Origin of the sequence: Endozoicomonas sp., assembly GCF_965196975.1 — a bacterium.
In the GTDB taxonomy this organism is placed as follows: domain Bacteria; phylum Pseudomonadota; class Gammaproteobacteria; order Pseudomonadales; family Endozoicomonadaceae; genus Endozoicomonas.
Genome location: NZ_OZ239981.1, coordinates 1,596,981 through 1,617,886, shown reverse-complemented (window position 1 = coordinate 1,617,886; position 20,906 = coordinate 1,596,981). Strand labels below are relative to the sequence as shown.

At 48.1% G+C, this 20,906-nt stretch carries 15 protein-coding genes; 6 read left to right on the top strand and 9 right to left on the bottom strand.

Going from position 1 to position 20,906, the window contains the following annotated elements:
* Positions 1–9: 9 nt before the first annotated feature.
* The 3 genes from topA to fadB form a co-directional block, all read right to left on the bottom strand.
* Entirely contained in the window at positions 10–2,652 is a 2,643-nt protein-coding gene (gene topA / locus ACOCLE_RS06975; RefSeq protein ID WP_419536098.1) for a type I DNA topoisomerase, read from the bottom strand.
* 628 nt (positions 2,653–3,280) lie between these two features.
* A complete protein-coding gene (gene fadA, locus ACOCLE_RS06970; RefSeq protein ID WP_419536097.1) occupies positions 3,281–4,453 on the bottom strand; it encodes an acetyl-CoA C-acyltransferase FadA in 1,173 nt (390 codons plus the stop codon).
* Positions 4,454–4,524: 71 nt separating this feature from the next.
* Positions 4,525–6,672 (bottom strand): fatty acid oxidation complex subunit alpha FadB, encoded by a 2,148-nt coding sequence (gene fadB / locus ACOCLE_RS06965; protein ID WP_419536096.1) that lies wholly within the window; start codon positions 6,670–6,672, stop codon positions 4,525–4,527.
* A gap of 38 nt (positions 6,673–6,710) precedes the next feature.
* Here fadB and ACOCLE_RS06960 point away from each other — a divergent pair, with 38 nt between their 5' ends.
* Positions 6,711–6,908 (top strand): hypothetical protein, encoded by a 198-nt coding sequence (locus ACOCLE_RS06960; protein WP_419536095.1) that lies wholly within the window; start codon positions 6,711–6,713, stop codon positions 6,906–6,908.
* Between the two features lie 289 nt (positions 6,909–7,197).
* Entirely contained in the window at positions 7,198–7,641 is a 444-nt protein-coding gene (locus ACOCLE_RS06955; RefSeq protein WP_066014915.1) for a universal stress protein, read from the top strand.
* A gap of 51 nt (positions 7,642–7,692) precedes the next feature.
* On the opposite strand, the gene ACOCLE_RS06950 is transcribed toward ACOCLE_RS06955, so the two are convergent.
* The 5 genes from ACOCLE_RS06950 to ACOCLE_RS06930 form a co-directional block, all read right to left on the bottom strand.
* Positions 7,693–9,594, bottom strand: a complete 1,902-nt coding sequence (locus ACOCLE_RS06950) for an ATP-binding cassette domain-containing protein (RefSeq protein WP_419536094.1) — start codon at positions 9,592–9,594, stop codon at positions 7,693–7,695.
* A 119-nt stretch (positions 9,595–9,713) separates the two neighbouring features.
* Positions 9,714–10,841: an MFS transporter gene (locus ACOCLE_RS06945; RefSeq protein ID WP_419536093.1), complete on the bottom strand. Its 1,128-nt coding sequence runs from the start codon at positions 10,839–10,841 to the stop codon at positions 9,714–9,716.
* A 377-nt stretch (positions 10,842–11,218) separates the two neighbouring features.
* A complete protein-coding gene (sixA, locus tag ACOCLE_RS06940; RefSeq protein ID WP_419536092.1) occupies positions 11,219–11,668 on the bottom strand; it encodes a phosphohistidine phosphatase SixA in 450 nt (149 codons plus the stop codon).
* Between the two features lie 5 nt (positions 11,669–11,673).
* Positions 11,674–12,009, bottom strand: a complete 336-nt coding sequence (locus ACOCLE_RS06935) for a DUF4389 domain-containing protein (protein ID WP_419536091.1) — start codon at positions 12,007–12,009, stop codon at positions 11,674–11,676.
* A gap of 38 nt (positions 12,010–12,047) precedes the next feature.
* Complete coding sequence (locus ACOCLE_RS06930) at positions 12,048–13,094, bottom strand: NAD(P)H-dependent glycerol-3-phosphate dehydrogenase (RefSeq protein WP_419536090.1); 1,047 nt, start codon at positions 13,092–13,094, stop codon at positions 12,048–12,050.
* Between the two features lie 580 nt (positions 13,095–13,674).
* On the opposite strand from ACOCLE_RS06930, the gene fabA reads away from it, so the two are divergent.
* The 4 genes from fabA to ACOCLE_RS06910 all read left to right on the top strand — a co-directional run bounded on the left by fabA (position 13,675) and on the right by ACOCLE_RS06910 (position 18,884).
* A complete protein-coding gene (gene fabA, locus ACOCLE_RS06925) occupies positions 13,675–14,199 on the top strand; it encodes a 3-hydroxyacyl-[acyl-carrier-protein] dehydratase FabA (protein ID WP_419537166.1) in 525 nt (174 codons plus the stop codon).
* A gap of 91 nt (positions 14,200–14,290) precedes the next feature.
* Positions 14,291–15,508: a beta-ketoacyl-ACP synthase I gene (gene fabB / locus ACOCLE_RS06920; RefSeq protein ID WP_419536089.1), complete on the top strand. Its 1,218-nt coding sequence runs from the start codon at positions 14,291–14,293 to the stop codon at positions 15,506–15,508.
* Between the two features lie 456 nt (positions 15,509–15,964).
* Complete coding sequence (locus ACOCLE_RS06915; protein WP_419536088.1) at positions 15,965–17,236, top strand: aromatic amino acid transport family protein; 1,272 nt, start codon at positions 15,965–15,967, stop codon at positions 17,234–17,236.
* A 232-nt stretch (positions 17,237–17,468) separates the two neighbouring features.
* Complete coding sequence (locus tag ACOCLE_RS06910) at positions 17,469–18,884, top strand: L-serine ammonia-lyase (RefSeq protein ID WP_419536087.1); 1,416 nt, start codon at positions 17,469–17,471, stop codon at positions 18,882–18,884.
* 72 nt (positions 18,885–18,956) lie between these two features.
* Here the strand turns inward: ACOCLE_RS06910 and htpG are convergent, their stop codons facing one another.
* Positions 18,957–20,870, bottom strand: coding sequence for a molecular chaperone HtpG (gene htpG / locus ACOCLE_RS06905; protein WP_419536086.1), 1,914 nt, complete (start codon positions 20,868–20,870; stop codon positions 18,957–18,959).
* Positions 20,871–20,906 lie beyond the last annotated feature (36 nt).

The following is a 20,906-nucleotide window of genomic DNA, read 5'->3' as shown; positions in this document are numbered from 1 at the left end:
GAGATAGACCTAACTGGACTGGCGCTTTTTAGTCTGCTTTTCATTCCAGCTACCCTCATCATAGGTAGCACTCCAACCAGTTGCCTTACCATCCAGCTCTGACATAACATACTGCTGCTTAGTCTTACGACTGTATCGAATAATTGCTGGGTTCCCGTCAGGATCCTGCCGGGGAGCATCCATCAGATAACCATACTTAGGGTCAATCATTGCCTGATGCGGCAATAATTCAGCAACCAGAGGAGCACGGGTTTCTCTGTTCTTGGGAAATTGACTGGCCGCAAGGAATAACCCGGAAGCCCCATCCCTGAGCACATAATGATCATCAACTTTGACACACTTTAACTCAGGCATGGGTACTGGCTCCATTTTGGGTGGAGCTGGCTCACCACTTTTGAGTAACTTTCTGGTATTCTTACATTCACTGTTAGTACAGCCAAAATACTTACCAAAACGCCCCGTTTTCAACTGCATTTCACTACCGCACTTATCACATTCAAGTACGGGACCATCATATCCTTTTAGCTTGTAACTCCCCTTCTCCACTTCAAACCCAGAACAATCAGGGTTATTACCGCAGACATGCAACTTCCTATGCTCATCAATCAGGTAGCTTTCCATAGCGGTAGAACACTTGGGGCAACGACGCATGGCTCTCAGGGCGTTAACCTCCGCATATTCATCATCTGCGTCTTCCACCTCTTCGCCAGGAACCAGGTTAATCGTCGTTTTGCAGCGTTCCTTCGGTGGCAACGAATAACCAGAACACCCAAGAAACACCCCGGTAGATGCCGTGCGGATCATCATTGGGCGGCTGCAGGTCGGACACTCAATGTCCGTCAGGGAGGGTTCATTTGAACGCATCCCCCCTTCACTCTGTTCAGCCTGTGTCAACTGAAGAGTAAAGTCCGTATAAAAATCATCAAGAACCTGCTTCCAGTTTTTTTCACCTTCAGCAATATCATCCAGTTTCTCTTCCATTCTTGCTGTGAAGTGAAAATCCATGAGTTCATTAAAGGACTCATTCAGACGATCAGTCACAATATCGCCCATTTTTTCGGCATAAAAACGGCGATTCTTCACTGAAACGTATCCACGATCCTGGATCGTAGAGATAATCGATGCATAGGTTGATGGTCGGCCAATCCCCTGTTTCTCCAGCTCCTTTACCAGAGCAGCTTCACTGAAACGAGCGGGTGGACGGGTAAATAGCTGCTTGGGGTCCAGTTTTTCAAGCTTCAGAACTACGCCTTTCTGAAGATCTGGCAGAATCACATCTTCACCTTTTCTGGCCAGAGGCTTTTGCACTCGGGTATAACCATCAAACTTCAATGTCCGTCCCCTGGCCTTGAGTTGATAGCCTTTAACATCGACAACCAGAGAAGTACTGAGATACTCGGCAGGTGTCATCTGACAGGCAACGAACTGACGCCAGATCAAATCGTACAGGCGCTCTGCATCCCGCTCCATTCCAGAAAGGCCATCGGGTTTTAACGTGACACTGGACGGTCTAATTGCCTCGTGAGCTTCCTGAGCACCAGCCTTACTGCTGTAGATATTCGGCTGCTCCGGGCAGTATTGATCACCATACTGTTTGGTAATAAATGAACGAGCACTTTCTAAAGCATCCTGACTCAGATTGGTGGAGTCGGTTCTCATGTAGGTGATATAACCTGCTTCATACAGACGCTGAGCCAACATCATGGTTTTCTTTACACTGAACCCAAGGCGTGTGCTTGCCGCCTGCTGCAGTGTGGATGTGATAAAGGGCGCAGAAGGCTTGCTCTGAGTTGGCTTATCTTCACGACTGGTCAGGGAGTATTGGCCCTGCTGTAGTTGGGTCAGAGCTTTATCGGTTTCGGCCTTGCTCGTCGGCCTGAAATTGACACCATTTTCCTTAACTACCTGAAAGCGAACAGCATCACTCCCTTTTGCCAGGAGATCTGCATAGACTTCCCAGTACTCTTCTGGAATAAAGCTTCGAATTTCCCGTTCACGTTCGACCACCAGCTTAACAGCAACGGATTGGACACGCCCTGCAGAGAGCCCGCGGGCAATCTTTGCCCAGAGAAGCGGGGATACCATATAACCAACGACACGGTCCAGGAATCGGCGTGCCTGCTGAGCATCGACTCGATCCTGATTCAACTGCCCAGGAGATTCAAACGCAGACTGGATAGCTTTTTTGGTAATTTCATTGAAGACAACCCGACGGTATCGATCTGGGCTTCCGCCGATGGCCTGCTGCAAATGCCAGGCAATAGCCTCTCCCTCACGATCCAAATCCGTTGCGAGATAGATGGTGTCAGCGCTTTCAGCCAGACGGATCAGTTCGTCAACGACTTTTTCCTTTCCCGGAAGAATCTGGTAATGCGCTTCCCAGCCATTATCAGGGTTGATCCCCATACGCTCGATCAACTGCTCACGGGCTTTGATTTTCTTACGGCGCTCACGCTCTTCAGGTGAGAGCTTTTTGGACTCAGCAGCGGCCTTGGCCCTGGCCTTTGTATCCACGGCTTTCTTCGGCCCACCTGCTGTTGGCAAATCCCGGATATGACCCACACTGGATTTGACAACAAAGTCTTTGCCCAAATATTTGTTGATGGTTTTCGCCTTGGCTGGCGACTCCACAATAACTAGCGATTTACCCATGCTGCCTTACACGTCCTGTCATCTGTTCCAATGTTCTGGCTGGTCAGATCTGTGAGCAGATAAATCGCCCATCATACTGAATAATCAGACCTGCTGAAATAGAGCTTTATCGCCAGAACAAGAAAAGCCGGGATAGAAATTGCTTCAATATATAAGGCGAAGTCAATAATCGGTCAAGGAAAACCATCAACCTCTTTCCTGTAAAGGAGTGGGTTATTTTCCTGTATGATCCAGCGCAAAGCCTTATTTCTTGCACTTTAAAGCCACTATTCGACTCGAATATTCTGGTCACATTTTCATTCAGGCAAATCAATACTCAAACACCCGTAACAAAATACACTGCCTGATTTTCGCAATACTCTATCGATGCGAACCATGATATTTTCATGGTAATCAGTAACGGCTGAAACCCTTAAACGCTTAACACGGTTTTACCTGATAACTCAACCATAATGATTCAGAATCACACCTCCCAATTGAAAACCAACGGGATAATACAAACCTGAAACCAACATTTTCGATTGCTCAAACCATCAGCGAACTAATAAAACGCTCTGACAAAAAAGCCCGGGAAGAACCGGGCTACTGGCTGTAGAGAGTGATTATAACAGACACGTTAAAACGATGATCAAACCCTTTCAAAAATAGTGGTTATGCCTTGACCAAGGCCCACACACATCGTGGCCAGCCCCACTGTTCCACCATTTTGTTTCATAACATTCAGAAGTGTTCCTGAAATTCGCGCTCCTGAGCATCCAAAGGGGTGACCAAGAGCAATTGCCCCACCATTCAGATTAACCTTTTCGTCCATCTTATCCAGCAACTTAAGGTCTTTCAGGACAGGCAGTGCCTGAGCTGCAAAAGCCTCATTGAGCTCTACATGATCAATATCATCAATAGTCAGCCCTACGCGCTTAAGTGCCTTCTTACTGCTTGGAACCGGACCATAACCCATGATGGAAGGGTCAACGCCGGCAACAGCCATTGCCCTGACCACCGCCATTGGCTGCAAACCCAAGTCTTTAGCACGCTGGGCAGACATAACGATCATGCAGGAAGCGCCATCGGTAATCTGTGAGGACGTTCCTGCAGTCACAGTGCCCTTTGGGTTAAATGCAGGTTTAAGCTGCGAGAGAGCCTCTACCGTCGTTTCAGGACGGATGGTTTCATCCTGCGTGAACAGACAAAGATTGCCATCAGCGTCATGCCCCTGCATGGGAATAATTTCATCTTTAAAATGACCCGCTTCGGTTGCCGCCCAGGCGCGCTGATGGGAACGGGCTCCAAACTCATCCTGAGCCTGACGACTGATACCGTGCATGGTACCCAGCATTTCTGCGGTCAGCCCCATCATACCGGCCGCCTTGGCTCCGTACTTGGACAGCCTTGGGTTCGGATCAACACCGTGCATCATGCCCACATGTCCCATGTGCTCTACACCACCGATGACAAAGACATCACCATTATTGGTCTGTATGGCCTGAACGGCTGTCTGCAAGGCACTCATGGAGGATCCACACAGACGGCTGACCGTCTGGGCACTGGAGGTATGAGGAATCGGTGTCATCAGCGACGCCATTCGGGCAATGTTCCAACCCTGTTCTAGGGTCTGATTTACACAACCCCAGATGACATCTTCCACCTCAGCCGGGTTCACTTCAGGATTTCGATTCAGTACACCGGTGATCAACTCGGCGGACAGGGTGTCAGCACGCACATTACGGTACATTCCACCCTTGGAGCGCCCCATTGGGGTACGTCCATAATCAACAATTACCGCATCTCTTGGATTCAGGCTCATGATATTCTCTCTTTTATATTCCCTGAAAATGGTTCAATAACTTAAGACTCACGCAGTTACTCAGAGAGCCATCAACCGTAGAAGGTCTTGCCTTCACGAGCCATTTCCCGGAGCTTGTCAGTAGGTGCATACAGTGGGCTGATATGAGCATACTTATCTGCAAGCTCGACAAACGCCGCCACACCCAGACTGTCAATATACTTCAGGGCACCACCGCGGAAGAGAGGGAAGCCAATACCCATAATCAGTGCCATATCCGCTTCAGCGACAGAATCAACAATACCATCTTCAAGCGTACGAACGGTTTCCATGCACAGTGGCACCATCATGCGGGCAATGATTTCCTCATCATCAAAGGATTTTTGCTCCGCACAAACCTCATCCAGCAAGCCATAGACAGCCTCATCAACCACCTTCTTCGGCTTGCCTTTTTTATCCTGTTCGTACTGATAGAAACCGGCCCCGTTTTTCTGACCAAAGCGCTTGTTTTCAAACATCACATCAAGAGCGGTTTTGAAATCACGTTTCATGCGATCCGGATAACCTTCAGACATGACGCCCTCGGCATGGATACCGGTATCAATACCCACCACATCCAGAAGATAGGCAGGCCCCATAGGCCAGCCGAAACGTTCCATGATTTTATCCACCTGCTGGAAGTCAGCACCATCACGAAGCAGGGCTGAGAAACCACCAAAGTATGGGAACAGTACACGATTGACCATAAACCCAGGACAGTCATTAACCACCACCGGTGTTTTACCCATCTTACGGGCATACTCAACGACCGTTGCTACGGTTGCTTCGCTGGTCTTCTCGCCACGAATAACCTCAACCAATGGCATGGCATGAACAGGGTTAAAGAAGTGCATACCACAGAACTGTTCCGGACGCTTCAGGTCGCTGGCCAGTTCAGTAATCGAAATGGTGGAAGTATTGGAAGTCAGAACAGCCTTCTCTGAAACCTGGCTTTCCACGTCTGCAAGTACGGCTTTCTTGACCTTTGGGTTTTCAACAACGGCTTCAACAACAACATCAACGCCTTCAAAGTCACCGTAGGACAAAGTAGGCACAATATTATTCAGCACACTTCCCATCTTGCCAGCATCCATCCGCCCCCGGGAAACCCGTTTGGAGAGCAGTTTGGTGGCTTCTGCAAGGCCCAGATCCAGTCCATCCTGATTGATGTCCTTCATCAGAATAGGCGTGCCTTTCAAGGCTGACTGATAGGCAATACCCCCCCCCATAATACCCGCACCCAGCACTGCCGCTTTGTTGGTTTCAGCAGCAATACTGGCAGACTCTTTGGCCTTTTTCTTAAGTTGCTGATCGTTCAGAAACAGGCCAACCAGGGCATCACACACTGAAGACTTGGCCAGTTTGATAAATCCTTTGGCTTCCGCTTCAAGAGCCTTATCACGCTCCATGAAAGCGTGCTTCTGAATCGCCTTGACCGATGCTATTGGTGCCAGCATATGGGGACCGGCCTGCTGTTTTACGACGGCAGACGTGGTTTCAAAAACCATCATCGCTTCAACCGGTGGCAGTTTTAGCTTGCCTTTTTTCTCATGCTTTCTGGCCTGATAATCCAGTTCACCATTCATGCAGCGACGCACCAGGGCTACAGCAGACTCTTTCAATTTCTCAGGAGCAACCACCGCATCAACAGCACCTACTTTCAAGGCAGCATCAGGGCGATACTCTTTACCACTGGCAATCCACTCAACGGCGTTATCCGCACCAATCACCCTCGGCAGCCTGACGGTGCCGCCCCAGCCCGGATAGATACCCAGTTTCACTTCCGGCAAGCCAACCTTCGCTTCGGTGGAAAGAACCCGGTAATCCGCACACAGACAGATCTCAAAGCCACCACCCAGAGCAATGCCATTCACGGCCGCCACGGTTGGCATGTCAAGATCTTCAAAGCCAGAAAATACCTTATTCACCGTTATCAATTCGGCCAACAACGTTTCATCATCCTGCTTAAAAGTCTGGGTAAACTCATTAATATCAGCGCCAACGATGAATACCTCTTTACCACTGGTGAGAATAAGGCCCTTGATACCTTTATCAGAACGGATGGCATCCAGCGCAGCGGCAAGATCCTCAATAGCAGAACGACTGAACTTATTGACACTTTCGCCGTCGAGATTGAACTGCAATTCGGCGATACCATCTTCCACAGGCAAAACCCTGAACGCCTTCCCCTGGTAGATCATGAACTTCTCCTTTCGGATTGAAGATAGATAGGCTAACAATGACGAAACGATCTGCCAGCTTAAACAGGCTGATCTTTTTTTCCATTAACAATGGTAGCTATCTGATTATTATTGCTTTACTTCCTGACTTTACCCTGGCAGGTACCAAGTGCTTCCCAGCAAATTCATACACTTGTTTGAATTTAGTGCTTACCTTCTGTGAAATGGTGTTTAAAGTCAAGTCTGAAAAAGCATGAAGATGCCACCTTTCCCCATACTTACACAAGAATGATCATTGACAAAATAACAACTTACGAATCTGGATCATTGTTTATGGTGAATTACCGGACAGACAGCGAAGAAAACCATGAATAAAAGCAAAATAGGCCTTACAATAGACATGCCATGACTTGAGAAGCGTTCATGCACACCATGAACCCCTCAATGTATTTTATTGATTTCATGAGGAATCGCGACAGCGGTCTGGCCATCCAGATGTTATAGGGCGGATCACTTTTTGCATCTATTGAAGAAGGAAGACAGCTTATGAGCCTCTACAAGCACGTTCTGGTTGCGATCGATTTGTCCGACGAAGCCGATGAGGTGCTCGAGAAAGCAAAATCCATTGCCGAAAAAAATCAAGCCAGACTGACCATGGTTCACGTTGTTGAACCACTCAGTGTCGCTTATGGCAGTGATATCCCTCTCGACCTCACCACCCTTCAGGATGAAATCACCGAACAGGCAAGAGAGCGCATCGCCCGCCTGGCTGATTCAATCCAGCTGAAGAAAGGTGAACAGCATGTCGTCTATGGACGACCCGAGCGGGAAGTTCATCGAATTGCTGAGGAGTCAGACGTTGATCTGATTGTCGTTGGCAGCCATGGCCGTCATGGACTGGCACTGATCCTCGGTTCCACTTCAACCAGCATCCTGCATGGTGCCAACTGTGATGTACTGGCTGTAAGAGTCGGCAAAAACAACAGTTGATCTCTTTACTAAAGAAGAGCCACCCGAAAACCCTATGGCTCTTCTTGATCCCTACATATTGTCCAGCTCTTCCCAGCGTTCCATTTTCTGTTCTATCAACTCATTCAGCTCAGCCAATCTGCTCAGAACAGATTGGACTTCAGACTGATCTCCCTGATAAAAGCTCGACTCAGCGGTTTGAGCTTCCAACTCACCCAGCTCTTCTTCAAGCGCCTCGATCTCACCTGGCAATGCATCCAACTCACGCTGCAGTTTGTAACTGAGTTTCTTTTTAACCGGTTTGCTGGCAGCTTCAGTCTGACTTGGCCTCGTTGTGACCTTTTCCTCTTTTTTGACAACCTGAGTTTCAGCCACCAAATTGGAAATTGAACCTCCCTGGTGCAACCAGTCATCAAATCCACCAACATACTCACTGATATGACCACCTGACTCAAACACCAGAGTACTCGATACCACATTATCCAGAAATGTCCGGTCGTGGCTCACCAACAGAATGGTGCCAGTAAACTCCACCAGCAATGATTCCAGAAGTTCCAGTGTCTCAACATCCAGATCATTGGTAGGCTCATCCATCACCAACAGGTTAGCCGGCTTGCTGAACAAGCGAGCCAGAAGAAGACGGTTTCTCTCGCCACCCGAAAGCGCCTTGACCGGAACACGACAGCGGCCAGGGGGAAACAGGAAGTCTCCCAGGTAACCAATGACATGACGACTTGAGCCATTAATGGAGATACTCTCACGGCCTTCAGCTACGTTATCAATGACCGTTTTCTCAAGATCCAGCTGATTACGCAGCTGGTCAAAGTAAGCCACCTCAAGCTTGGTCCCCATTTTGACAGAACCCGATTCTGGCTGGAGATTACCCAGAAGAATGCTTAGCAGCGTTGACTTCCCAGCCCCATTGGCACCAATCAAGCCAATCTTGTCACCACGCATAAGCCGCAGATTGAAGTCTTTGATAACGGTATGCTGATCAAAGGACTGGGATATATTCTTAGCCTCAAGAACCAGCTTTCCTGATGACTCTCCCTGCTCCAGTCCAAAACTGGCATTGCCCTGAACTTCGCGACGCTGACGACGCTCATCCCTGAGTTTTTTCAGGTCACGAACCCGTCCTTCATTACGGGTACGGCGTGCTTTAATCCCCTGACGGATCCACGCCTCTTCCTGTGCCAGCTTTTTATCAAACAAGGCATTTTGCTCAGCCTCAACCTCAAGCGCATGAGCCTTACGCTCCAGAAAGGTTTTATAGTCACATTCCCAGCTGGTCAGCTGACCTCGGTCAAGTTCAATAATACGGGTCGCCAGCGACTGGAGAAATGAACGGTCGTGGGTAATAAAAAGCAGGGCTCCGGAGAAATCCTTCAGCTGCTTCTCAAGCCAGTCTATAGCAATGATATCAAGGTGGTTAGTCGGCTCATCCAGCAACAATAGATCAGGTTCTCCCACCAGCGCTCTGGCCAGTTCAACCCGCCGACGCCAGCCACCGGAAAGCTCTTTCATCTGTTTTTCAGCAGGAAGCCCCAATTTCTGAATAACCGTATCCACCTTCTGACTGAGACTCCAGCCATCTACGGACTCAAGCTGTTGCTGGACTTTCTCCAATGCTTTCATATCAGCATCAGTGCTGATATTCATGGATAAGGCATGGTAGCGACTGATCAGTTCGCCAACAGCCTCAAGGCCTGAGGCAACCACATCATAAACTTTTTTCTCATCCTGATCTGGAAGATCCTGGTTCAGAACCCCTACTTTCAGGCCCGGTTTACGCCAAAGGGTGCCATCGTCTGGCAGAATACTGCCCGACACCAGCTTCATCATGGTAGACTTGCCTGCGCCATTGCGGCCTAATAAACAGACCCTCTCACCTTTTCGAATCTGAAACTCGACATGATCCAGCAGGGGTTGGTCGCCATAAGCCAGGCTGACCTTTTCGAATCTAAGTAACGGCATTATCCATCCAAGCGGTGAAGCCCTTTGCCAGCTATCACCACCAGCAAAAGTTTCTCAACGGAAAGTGTTGAATAAAAACGGGCTAGAATAGCGCCAACCACCAGCAATGGGTAGAAGTATCACTGTTTTTTCAGGCAAATCGCTACGATCAAAGCCATTAACTGGCAAAGTAATAAAGGCAGAAAAGCCAACTGGTAGTCCTGAACGGACAAAGCACTTAACCCATCATGCCCAATGCCTTCCAGGATAAACCCTATCAGCAACTGCATGATCGGACCTGCTAACAGCATGGAGCCATTGGTGACAGCCAACAGAATTCCAACCCGCTCTGGAGGACTGATACTTTTCACTACAGAGAATGCCAGCATATACCCACCACTACTGATCCCTGCCATAAAGCAGACGATCCCCATGAGTACCATCGAGCAAGGGTAAAATATCAAGATGCTGAACAATACTGGCGAAGTAACAGCACATGCCACCATTACTTTTCGAGTAGACCCCAGCAAACAAGCGATCCAGCCCAGAAGTGGAGCGCCAATAGCAGCACCGATAAAAATTAACGCAACCATATCAGCAACGGCTTCCTGTTCCCCAGGGAAGCGCTCATAAAAGAAAGGGATTCCCCATAGGCCACCAAAACTGGTGATAACAGCAAAAAGGCCAAAGCCATACAGGCAGCAGAGGGTTAAGGAGGTGCGATCCAATGGGGGCTTATCACTCGCGCTGATCTCAGGCCCACTATCACACCCCACGTCATGCAACCTGACATCACTCACAGATACGGGTGGAGTACTTTTAACAAAGATGGCAATCATGCCGGCAAGTACAACGCCAAAAATTGCAGCAGCCTGCATTGCACCCTGCCATCCATAAGCTGCCATGAGATTTGGCAGTATCAGTGGACCAAGCCCTCCACCGGCTAAGGCAAAAGCTTCTATTGCACCCGCCAGTGTTGGAAAATAGCGTTCTGGAAACCAGCGGCTGGCCAGGGTCATACACACAACAATTACCGGTGAAGTCACCACCCCCATGAACGCCCGGGAAGCGCTGGCTGATAGCATGCTTCCAGATATACTGAACCAGTAACAGCAAACAGCCATCAAAACACTGCAAGTCACCAGTAATAACCGGGCATTGCAGTGATCCGCCAGATAGCCTCCCGGCACTTGAAAAAGCAGATAAAAACAGAGGAAGCTGCTCGTTAACCAGCCAATATCTGCAACATCAAGGTCGAATGCAGACATCAGCTGAGGAACCATTACGGATGGCGCCCCCTGAAGCAGAAATTGATAAGAGCAGAATAGAGCTGCAATCGAGCAGATAAGAATGCCTCTGAGGCTTATAGAACTTGTCGCCACCTTACTTACTCCCTAACTATCCCTATACCCTTTCCCTGCCTAAAGCACCAGCAACATGGGACATGAGCATGATTAGATTAGATGGCAAATGAAAAGTTCATTAAGAAATCAACACCTGACAATTGAATTTGGAGTTATCAACGATCACAGGCTTACAAGAACAGAAAGATAGCCTGAAAAATGCGGAAAACAGGGGGATTTTCCGCAGGCAGAGAGGTCAGGTTTACGGCAGAAATGCGCAATCAAGAGCGAAACTTCATCACCTAAAATGACGGAGTTATGCGCTCAATAACTCTACCCATTCCAGGCGCAAGAATGTCCATATCCAGAACCAGAGCCATTCCTGTTTGGAAAGTTGGGCCTGCCTTAGGGGTTCCGTCGCACAGTAGACCAGTCAAATAGCCGACCATTGGCATATGACTGGCCAATAGCACCACACCGGAGTCAGGAAGGGATTCGAGCACTTTAACAGGATTACCGTCAGGCTCCAGCTCATCCAATGTCTCTAACTCAAGTCGAAACTCCTCTGCAGCAATGGAGCCTGTTTGCTGAGCTCGAAGGTAAGGACTGGCAATAACACGATCTACCTTGTGGCACATTAATGAAGAAAGGGTATCAGTCACCTCTCTAACTCCCTGCTCAGTGAGACTCCTTTCCCTATCAGAAGCAGCGGACCATGAAGCCTGACCATGACGCATAATGATGAGTTTCATATACTTTAATCGCTATTTCTACCGCTCAGGTCTTTTTCATCAGAGCCTGAAGATGCCCTACCTTGACCAGAAGCAGGCCAGTCTGAGAAAGGGTATGGCTTGATGTCTGAGTTGTAGGTCAGGAATCCGGCAATCTGGAAGATGTACTGATTCACACCAGCACTGAATTTCAGCAGACGATCATTTGGCTCACTCATAATGAACCCATGAACAGCCTGCACAATGGCAATCAACATCACCAGAAATGCTGACAGATAGGCCACAACACCAAAGACCACCATAAAGACAAGCCTCAACCAGCGAGACTCAGATTTAAGATTATTAACTACCTTCTCATCCATTGCGCTTCTCTCCAAGCTGTCTTAGTTGAGTCCAGCAATTATCTGGACATAAACTCAACATCCGTTTTCTGCTCACGGAGCATCATTCCCTTAACAAGAGCGCCAATGGCATTGCCCTCAAAAATAATGCTGTACAAACCATCGACAAGAGGCATATACACCCCCAGTTCATCGGCTTTTTGCTTCACCTGTTTAAGGGTATTCACGCCTTCTGCAACCTGACCAAGCCTAGATTCAGCCTCATCGAGAGAGCAACCTTCACCCAAGGCAAAACCAACACGGAAATTTCGACTCAAATCAGAAGTACAGGTTGCAATAAGATCACCTACCCCTGCCAGCCCCAGAAATGTCATCGGGTTAGCGCCAAGCGTTACAGCGAAACGACTCATTTCCGCCAAACTTCGAGTAATTAACATGCTTTTGGTATTTTCACCCATACCCAGTGCTGCACCAATACCAGAAACAATGGCATATATGTTCTTCAATGCGCCTGCCAACTCCACACCATAAACATCGTTGTTGGAATAGACTCTGAAATAATCACAGTGCAGTACAGACTGTATAATCTGACACAAGCCTTCATCTTCACTGGCAATCACTGTTGCAGTCAGTGCTTTAGCAACGATCTCACGAGCCAGATTGGGCCCACTGAGCACACCAATGCGGGCACTTTCAACTTCCTCCACCAGAATCTGACTCATTAGATCAAAAGTAGCCGGCTCAATTCCTTTCGTAGTACTAATGACGATCTTGCCAGAAAGCAGCCCATTCGTTTTTTTAACCACTTCTCTGAAAGATTTACTGGGGATAGCGATAAAAACAATATCTGCTTGTGAGACTACGGCCGCCAAATCATTACTTGCACTAACGGAAGAGTGAATTTTGAACTCGGGCAGATACCTGGCATTGACATGATCATCATTAATGCTCCTGACCTGCTCTTCATCTCTCATCCAGAGTTTTACTCTGTGACCATTGGTTGCGGAAATATCAGCCAGAGCCGTTCCAAAACTGCCACCGCCAAGAACAGCGATTCTATATTCATTGGCACCACTTTCTAAGGTACCATGTGGCCTGTCTGTCATAAAGTTGATCCCAATTTACACACTCAAAGCTGCTTTAAGATGTCTAACAAGCCGCTTAATAATAAAGCATTATTTAATCACACTAGCGGATAGGGTTGCACAGAAGATACCTGTCAGGCACTGAATTTTATCCATCAATAGTGAGCTTTTTTAAAATTGTACTATAGTACAAAGCTAGCAAACCATTACTGACTGTATTACCTTTACCCTCCATATGACTATATTTGCCTCTGCAGGCTCATTAACATCTTAAGCCAGTTTTGCAATAGGCCTGACGCTTATCGTCTTTCTGGTAATAAAAAGCTACGAAACTTATCATTGACTGCTGTTTCAGCAGTTCAGTGTTGTCTTTTTGTTACAAACAGGCCAACAGCACTATGACAGACAAAAAGCAATGGTATAGTTCATCTCCGGAACGATAGTAATGCATTTTGCAAGACTGTTAGGATTAAGCGGGGTCATAGACCCCTGATGTGAACGCCGTATCGGCAGGGAAGTCCCGATCAGAGTATCGGCTCCCGGGTGTCATCACTGGCCTGATGCCATGCAGGTGCTGGACCTTCCAGGAACCAATAAACTAATGAAGCAACCATTTAAACAAAACTCCTTCAGTAAAGAAGATTTGTTGCGCTGTTCTCAGGGCGAACTCTTTGGTGCAGGTAATGCTCAGCTACCAGCACCAAATATGCTGATGCTTGATCGCATCATTCGCATTTCTGAAGAAGGTGGTGCCTACGGAAAAGGCGAGATCATTGCAGAACTGGATATTAATCCAGACCTCTGGTTTTTCTCCTGTCACTTCCCGGGAGATCCTGTCATGCCAGGATGTCTCGGACTTGATGCCATGTGGCAGCTGGTTGGCTTCTACCTGGGCTGGATGGGCAACCCAGGACGGGGGCGCGCTCTTGGCAGTGGCGATGTAAAGTTTACAGGCCAGATTCTGCCTACTAACAAAAAAGTAACATACCGTATTGATATTAAACGTATCATCGCACGTAAACTGGTTCTTGGTATTGCTGACGGAACGGTCAGCGTTGATGGTCGGGAAATTTATACAGCGGAAGGGCTACGAGTAGGTCTCTTCCAGAACACTGACTCTTTCTGATTTCACTAATCCCTCTTACTGAATTAACGAGGGACATCTGAAATCTGACTCTGGTTTTTCTGACTTAAACAGGCTATTCAGGTTGACATCAATGAAACGTGTTGTAGTTACAGGGATTGGAATCACATCCTGCCTGGGTATCACCCAGGATGAGGTAGCCGAGAGCCTTAAACTTGGGCGCTCTGGTATTCGCTTCAATGAAAGCTATAAGGAGCATGGTTTTCGAAGCCAGGTATCCGGCACAGTAGACATCGATTTCGAACAGTTTATTGACCGTAAAACCCTGCGCTTTATGGGCAACGCCGCTGCATATGCCTACATTGCCATGAAACAGGCCATTGAAGATGCTGGCCTGACTGAAGATCAGGTTTCCAACCCTCGAACTGGACTGATTGCTGCGTCTGGCGGAGCTTCATCAGAGAATATTGTCGACTCTGCTGACATTATGAGAGAAAAAGGTGTCAAGCGCGTCGGCCCATACCGTGTCACCCGCACCATGGGTAGCACCGTTTCAGCCTGCCTTGCTACCCCTTTTAAAATCAAGGGCGTTAACTATTCAATTACCTCTGCCTGCGCAACCAGCGCACACTGTATCGGCAATGCCATTGAACAGATCCAGCTGGGCAAGCAGGACATCGTCTTTGCCGGTGGCGGTGAAGAGGAGCACTGGACGCAAACCGGTCTGTTTGATGCCATGGGTGCCCTGAGCACCAAGTACAATGAAACACCTCAGCAGGCTTCCCGCGCCTACGATGCCGATCGTGATGGCTTCGTTATTGCCGGTGGTGGTGGCATGATCGTTGTCGAAGAGCTTGAGCACGCTAAAGCCCGCGGTGCCAAAATTTATGCTGAAATCACCGGCTACGGTGCCACTTCCGATGGCTATGACATGGTCGCCCCTTCTGGTGAAGGTGCTGCACGCTGCATGCGCATGGCCATGGAAACCATTAAAGCCCCTATCGATTACATCAATACTCACGGAACCAGTACACCGGTCGGTGATGTGGCTGAGTTGAAAGCGCTTCTTGAAGTATTTGGTGATAAGATGCCAGTCATCAGCTCCACCAAATCACTTTCCGGCCACTCTCTGGGAGCCGCCGGTGTTCAGGAAGCGATATACTGCCTGCTGATGATGAAGCACAACTTCATCACAGCTTCTGCTAATGTTCAGAATCTGGATGAAGCGGCTAAAAACATGCCAATTCTGACTGGTGAAGCCCGTGAACAAACCCTGAACCGGATTATGTCCAACAGCTTTGGCTTTGGTGGTACTAACGCATGTCTGGTATTTGATCGTTATCAAGGATAACGGTTACTAACAACACAAAAAAAACCGGCGTTAAAGCCGGTTTTTTTGTGTGCGGGCAGGCGTATTTATCGAACGAAAATACAAAGCTGGCAATCCGACCTCATTACCCCCCATAAAACACACTCTAACTCTAACTCCCCAACCATCGTTCTCTGAAAGAAGAACTCAATGGTTATAATATTTACTCTTTTTTACTATTTCTTTTAGTACTTTTTAGAATGATTACACCAGACCAGCACCGCATGAATAGTGCCAATACATACAAAATCTCAGCAAATTTTCGAAATAGCTAAAACAAATTATAAGAATTTACCGAAACAAACTCTTTGAAAGATAAAAAACCGTCTAAAATACCACAAATCAAAAAATAATCATTGTGATCTGCATCAAAACACGAAATGCACAATTTCTGTACAGTCCGCGCCAACTGATTAATTACTGACCGGATAACACCACATGTCACAAACCTTTACTCAATCCATTGCTGTAAATGATGCCTCGACGGGCGGTTGGGAGAAACGTGATACGGAATGGATGCTGACACTGTTTGGCACTGCAATTGGTGCAGGCGTTCTATTTTTACCAATTAACGCAGGTCTTGGCGGTATCTGGCCTCTGATCCTGATGACCATCCTTATCGGTCCGATGACATTTCTGGCTCACCGCGGTCTCAATCGCCTGTGCCTGTCCTCCAAAAATCCACAGGCCGATATTACCGAAACCGTTACAGAGCATTTTGGTCAAAAGGCGGGCAGCCTGATCACTCTGGGCTACTTTGCTTCCATCTACCCTATCCTTCTGATCTATGGCATTGGTATTACCAACACCGTCAGCTCACTGATGATTAATCAGCTGGGGATGGAAGAACCAAACCGCGCAATCCTGAGCTTTGTTCTTGTAGCTGCCATGGTGAGCGTTATGGTCGCCGGTCAAAAGACCGTACTGAAAGTCACCAACGCGATTGTATACCCTCTGATTGCTGTACTTTTTGGTACCTCTCTGTACCTGATCCCCCAGTGGAATACTGCCCAGTTTGAAGCCTCTGTTTCCGCTGGCGACTTTTTGAAAACTGTTTTTCTAACCATTCCAGTGCTGGTATTTGCATTCAACCACTCACCAGCCGTCTCTTCTTTTGCATCAACCTATCGTAAGGAGCTGGGCAACAACGCGGAACATCAGACCAGCAAGACACTTAAGCGCACCACCATGATGCTGGTCGGCTTTACCATGTTCTTTGTTTACAGCTGCGTTCTTACCCTGTCTCCAGCAGAGCTTCTTCATGCCAAAGCTGCAAATCTGCCAATTCTGTCCATTTTTGCAGAGCGTACTGATAATCAGATCTTTGCCTGGCTCGCTCAGGTAGTTGCAATTGTTGCGATCTCTTCATCCTTTTTTGGTCACTACATGGGAACCCGCGAAGGACTGCAGGGCATGATCGTTAATCGTGCAAAAGCACAGGGCAAACAGGTAAATATGAAAGCCATCGATAAAGGCATTATCGTCTTTATCACCCTGTCAGTGTGGGCTGTTGCTTATGCCAATGTCAGTGTAATGGGCATGATCGAATCATTGGTTGCCCCAATCCTGGCGATGATTCTGTTCATCCTGCCGGTATACGCGACCCATAAAGTGCCTGCAATGGCCAAATACCGCTCAAAAGCCAACATCTTCACCGTTGTGATGGGCTTGATTGCAATTACCGGTTTCATTACTTCCCAGCTGATCTGACTCCCTACCGGGGCTCTGGCTGCCCCGGAACAATCACAATCATCATTCGGAAAACCGGGAGAGCGGATAGCTCTCCCGTAATATCAGTCCAGAACAAATGACGGCACAATAAGATAAGAAATTTTTATGTAAAAATATCTAAACAGCCATGGGCATTAACAAGGCAACAGGCTGAAAGATATTAATAATGTCGCCGTTTTCTTTAAATCTTTTTATAGAGCCAGCAAAGACTATGCTCAGCATTTTTGATATTTTCAAAACAGGCATTGGCCCATCCAGCTCACACACTGTTGGTCCAATGTGGGCAGGCCATCGTTTTTTAAATGAGCTTGAAGAAAAAGGCATCCTGTCCAGCATCTCATCCATTCGTGTTGGCCTGTACGGTTCACTGGCGCTGACTGGTGTAGGCCATGGAACCGATAAAGCCACCCTTCTTGGCCTTGCGGGTTATCGTCCGGACACTATTGACCCAGATGAAGCCGATCAGATTTTTGAAAACATCAAAACAAATAAAGCACTCGAGCTGGCCGGTAAGCACTCCATTGAGTTTGATTACGATACACACCTGATTTTCCATAACGGAGAAACGCTGCCTGAGCACCCTAATGGCATGCGAATCTTCGCTTCCGACAAAAATGGTGTTGTGGTTTATTACAAGTCTTATCTCTCCATTGGCGGTGGCTTTGTCGTCAGTGCCGATGAGTTCAATCAGCCAGAGGCAGCCAACAGCTCTGAAGATTCATGTCAGATTCCTTACCCTTTCAGAACAGCCGCAGAGCTTCTTGATCTATGCCATGAACACAATCTGACCATTGCTCAGTTGAATATTGAGAATGAAGTTGCCCGACATAATGGTGATGTGGTCCTGGTAAACGACAAGATTGATTCCATTTGGGAAGTCATGCACGCCTGCATCGAACGAGGCCTGCGAATGGAAGGAACCCTTCCGGTCAGCGGCCTGAAGCGCCGTTCAGCTGATATGCATAAAAAGCTGACCAGCAACCCTGAAGCCATGCTGATGGATCACTTTGCCATCATGGACTGGGTAACCCTGTTTGCCATGGCGGTTAATGAAGAAAATGCCTGCGGGGGGCGTGTAGTCACGGCACCGACAAACGGTGCTGCCGGCGTTATCCCGGCAACCCTGGCGTACTACACCCGCTTTATCTCCCGAAACAATCAGCAGGGAGTTCGTGATTTTATTGCCACAGCCGCCGCCATTGGCTCGCTGATCAAGATGAATGCGTCTATTTCCGGTGCCGAAGCTGGCTGTCAGGCGGAAGTAGGCTCTGCATGTTCAATGGCAGCCGCAGCGTTAGCTGCCGTTCAAGGAGCAACGATGGAACAGGTGGAAAATGCCGCTGAAATCGGTATGGAACACCACCTGGGGATGACCTGCGATCCAATTGCCGGACTGGTTCAGATTCCATGCATTGAGCGCAATGGAATGGCCGCCATCAAAGCGATTACCGCAGCCCGTCTTGCCATGCGTGGTGATGGTGATCATGCAGTATCTCTGGACAGCTGCATTGAAACCATGTACCGGACAGGGCTCGATCTTCAGGCAAAATACCGTGAAACATCATTGGGCGGCCTGGCCGTTTATGCCAAGGCTCAACCCATCAAAATAGTCAAAATGGTATCCTGAAAGTTGTCATCGTTTTGATACAAAAAAGGCGAAGTCATGACTTCGCCTTTTTTATTGTTAACTCACTTTTTTTCAGACTGCCATTTCCAGCAACAGCTTGTTAAGACGCTGAACATAAGAGGCTGGATCATCCAGCTGACCACCAGCCGCCAGACTGGCCTGATCAAATACAACACGGGTCAGATCGGCAAACCGGTCTTCATCAACTTCTTTATCCAGTCGACCAACCAGTGGATGCTCAGGGTTAATCTCAAAGATCGGCTTGGACTCCGGCATGCTCTGGCCTGCAGCTTCCATAATACGGCGCATCTGCATGCCCATATCATTCTGACCAACCACTAGGCAGGCTGGTGAGTCTGTCAGACGATGAGTAACCCGCACATCCTCAACATCAGAGCCCAGTACATCCTTGATACGCTTGATCAGATCTTCATTCTCTTTGGCGGCCTCTTCCTGAGCCTTCTTCTCTTCTTCAGAATCCAGCTTGCCGAGATCCAGATCACCACGGCCAATATCGACGAATGACTTGCCATCAAACTCAAACAGGTGCGACATCAACCACTCATCAACACGATCAGAAAGCAACAAAACTTCCAGGCCTTTCTTGCGGAATACTTCCAGGTGAGGACTGTTAGCTGCCGCTTTAGGTGTCTCTGCCGTGATGTAGTAGATCTTGTCCTGACCTTCCTTCATCCGGGCAACATAGCCTTCCAGCGATTGATCCTGCTCAACACCCTGACTCTCAGTCGATGAGAAACGCAGCAGTTTGGCAATACGCTCACGATTGGCATAATCTTCAGCTGGCCCCTCTTTCAGAACCTGGCCAAACTCCTTCCAGAAACTGGCGTATTGTTCAGGCTCTTTCTTGGCCAGTTTCTCCAGCATATCCAGCACCCGCTTGGTCAGCGCGGTTTTCATGCTGTCTACGGCTGGATCTTTCTGCAAAATCTCACGGGAAACATTGAGAGACAGATCATTCGAATCAACCACGCCCTTGATAAAACGCAGATACATGGGCAGGAACTCATCCGCCTGATCCATGATAAAGACACGCTGAACGTAGAGTTTCAACCCTTTCTGCATATCACGGTTATACAGGTCAAACGGTGCCTTGGCCGGAATATAAAGCAGGCTGTTGTATTCCAGTTTGCCTTCTACTCGGTTATGGCTCCACTTCAGCGGGTCGGCATGATCATGGCTGATGTGTTTGTAAAACTCTTTATACTCATCGTCAGTGATGTCGCTGCGGGAACGGGTCCACAGGGCTTTCGCGGTATTCACCGTTTCCCATTCTGGCGCCTTATCTTTGACTTCTGTTTCTTCCTCCTCTGCACCAGGCATCTCTTCTTTACGCATCAGGATTGGCATGGAGATATGGTCAGAGTATTTGCGGATGATATTACGCAGGCGCCAGCCATCAGCAAACTCTTCAGCTTCCGGCTTCAAGTGCAGAATAATGGTTGTGCCACGCTTGTCCTTCTCAATTGGCTCAACAGTAAACTCACCAGAGCCATCAGACACCCAGCGCACGGCCTCTTCTGCGTCTGCCTTGCGGGTTTCAACAGTCACCTTGTCTGCAACAATAAACGCAGAATAGAAACCAACACCAAACTGACCGATCAGCTGAGAATCTTTCTTCTGGTCACCCGTCAGTGTTTTCAGGAAATCCGCAGTGCCGGATTTGGCGATGGTACCCAGATGGGCAATCACGTCATCACGGTTCATACCAATACCGTTGTCAGCAATCGTTACGGTTTTGGCTTCCTTATCGAAATCCACCCTGATTTCAAGATTAGGGTCACTTTCCAGCAGCGCACTGTTATGGAGTGCCTCATAACGCAGCTTGTCTGCGGCATCGGAAGCATTGGAAATCAGCTCCCGTAAAAAGATCTCACGATTGGAATAGAGAGAGTGAATCATCAGGTGCAGAAGCTGCTTCACCTCAGTCTGAAAACCCAGAGTCTCTTTTTTCGCTTCAACTGTCATTAGAACCTCAATTCCGGTCAATCATCACATTGAGTA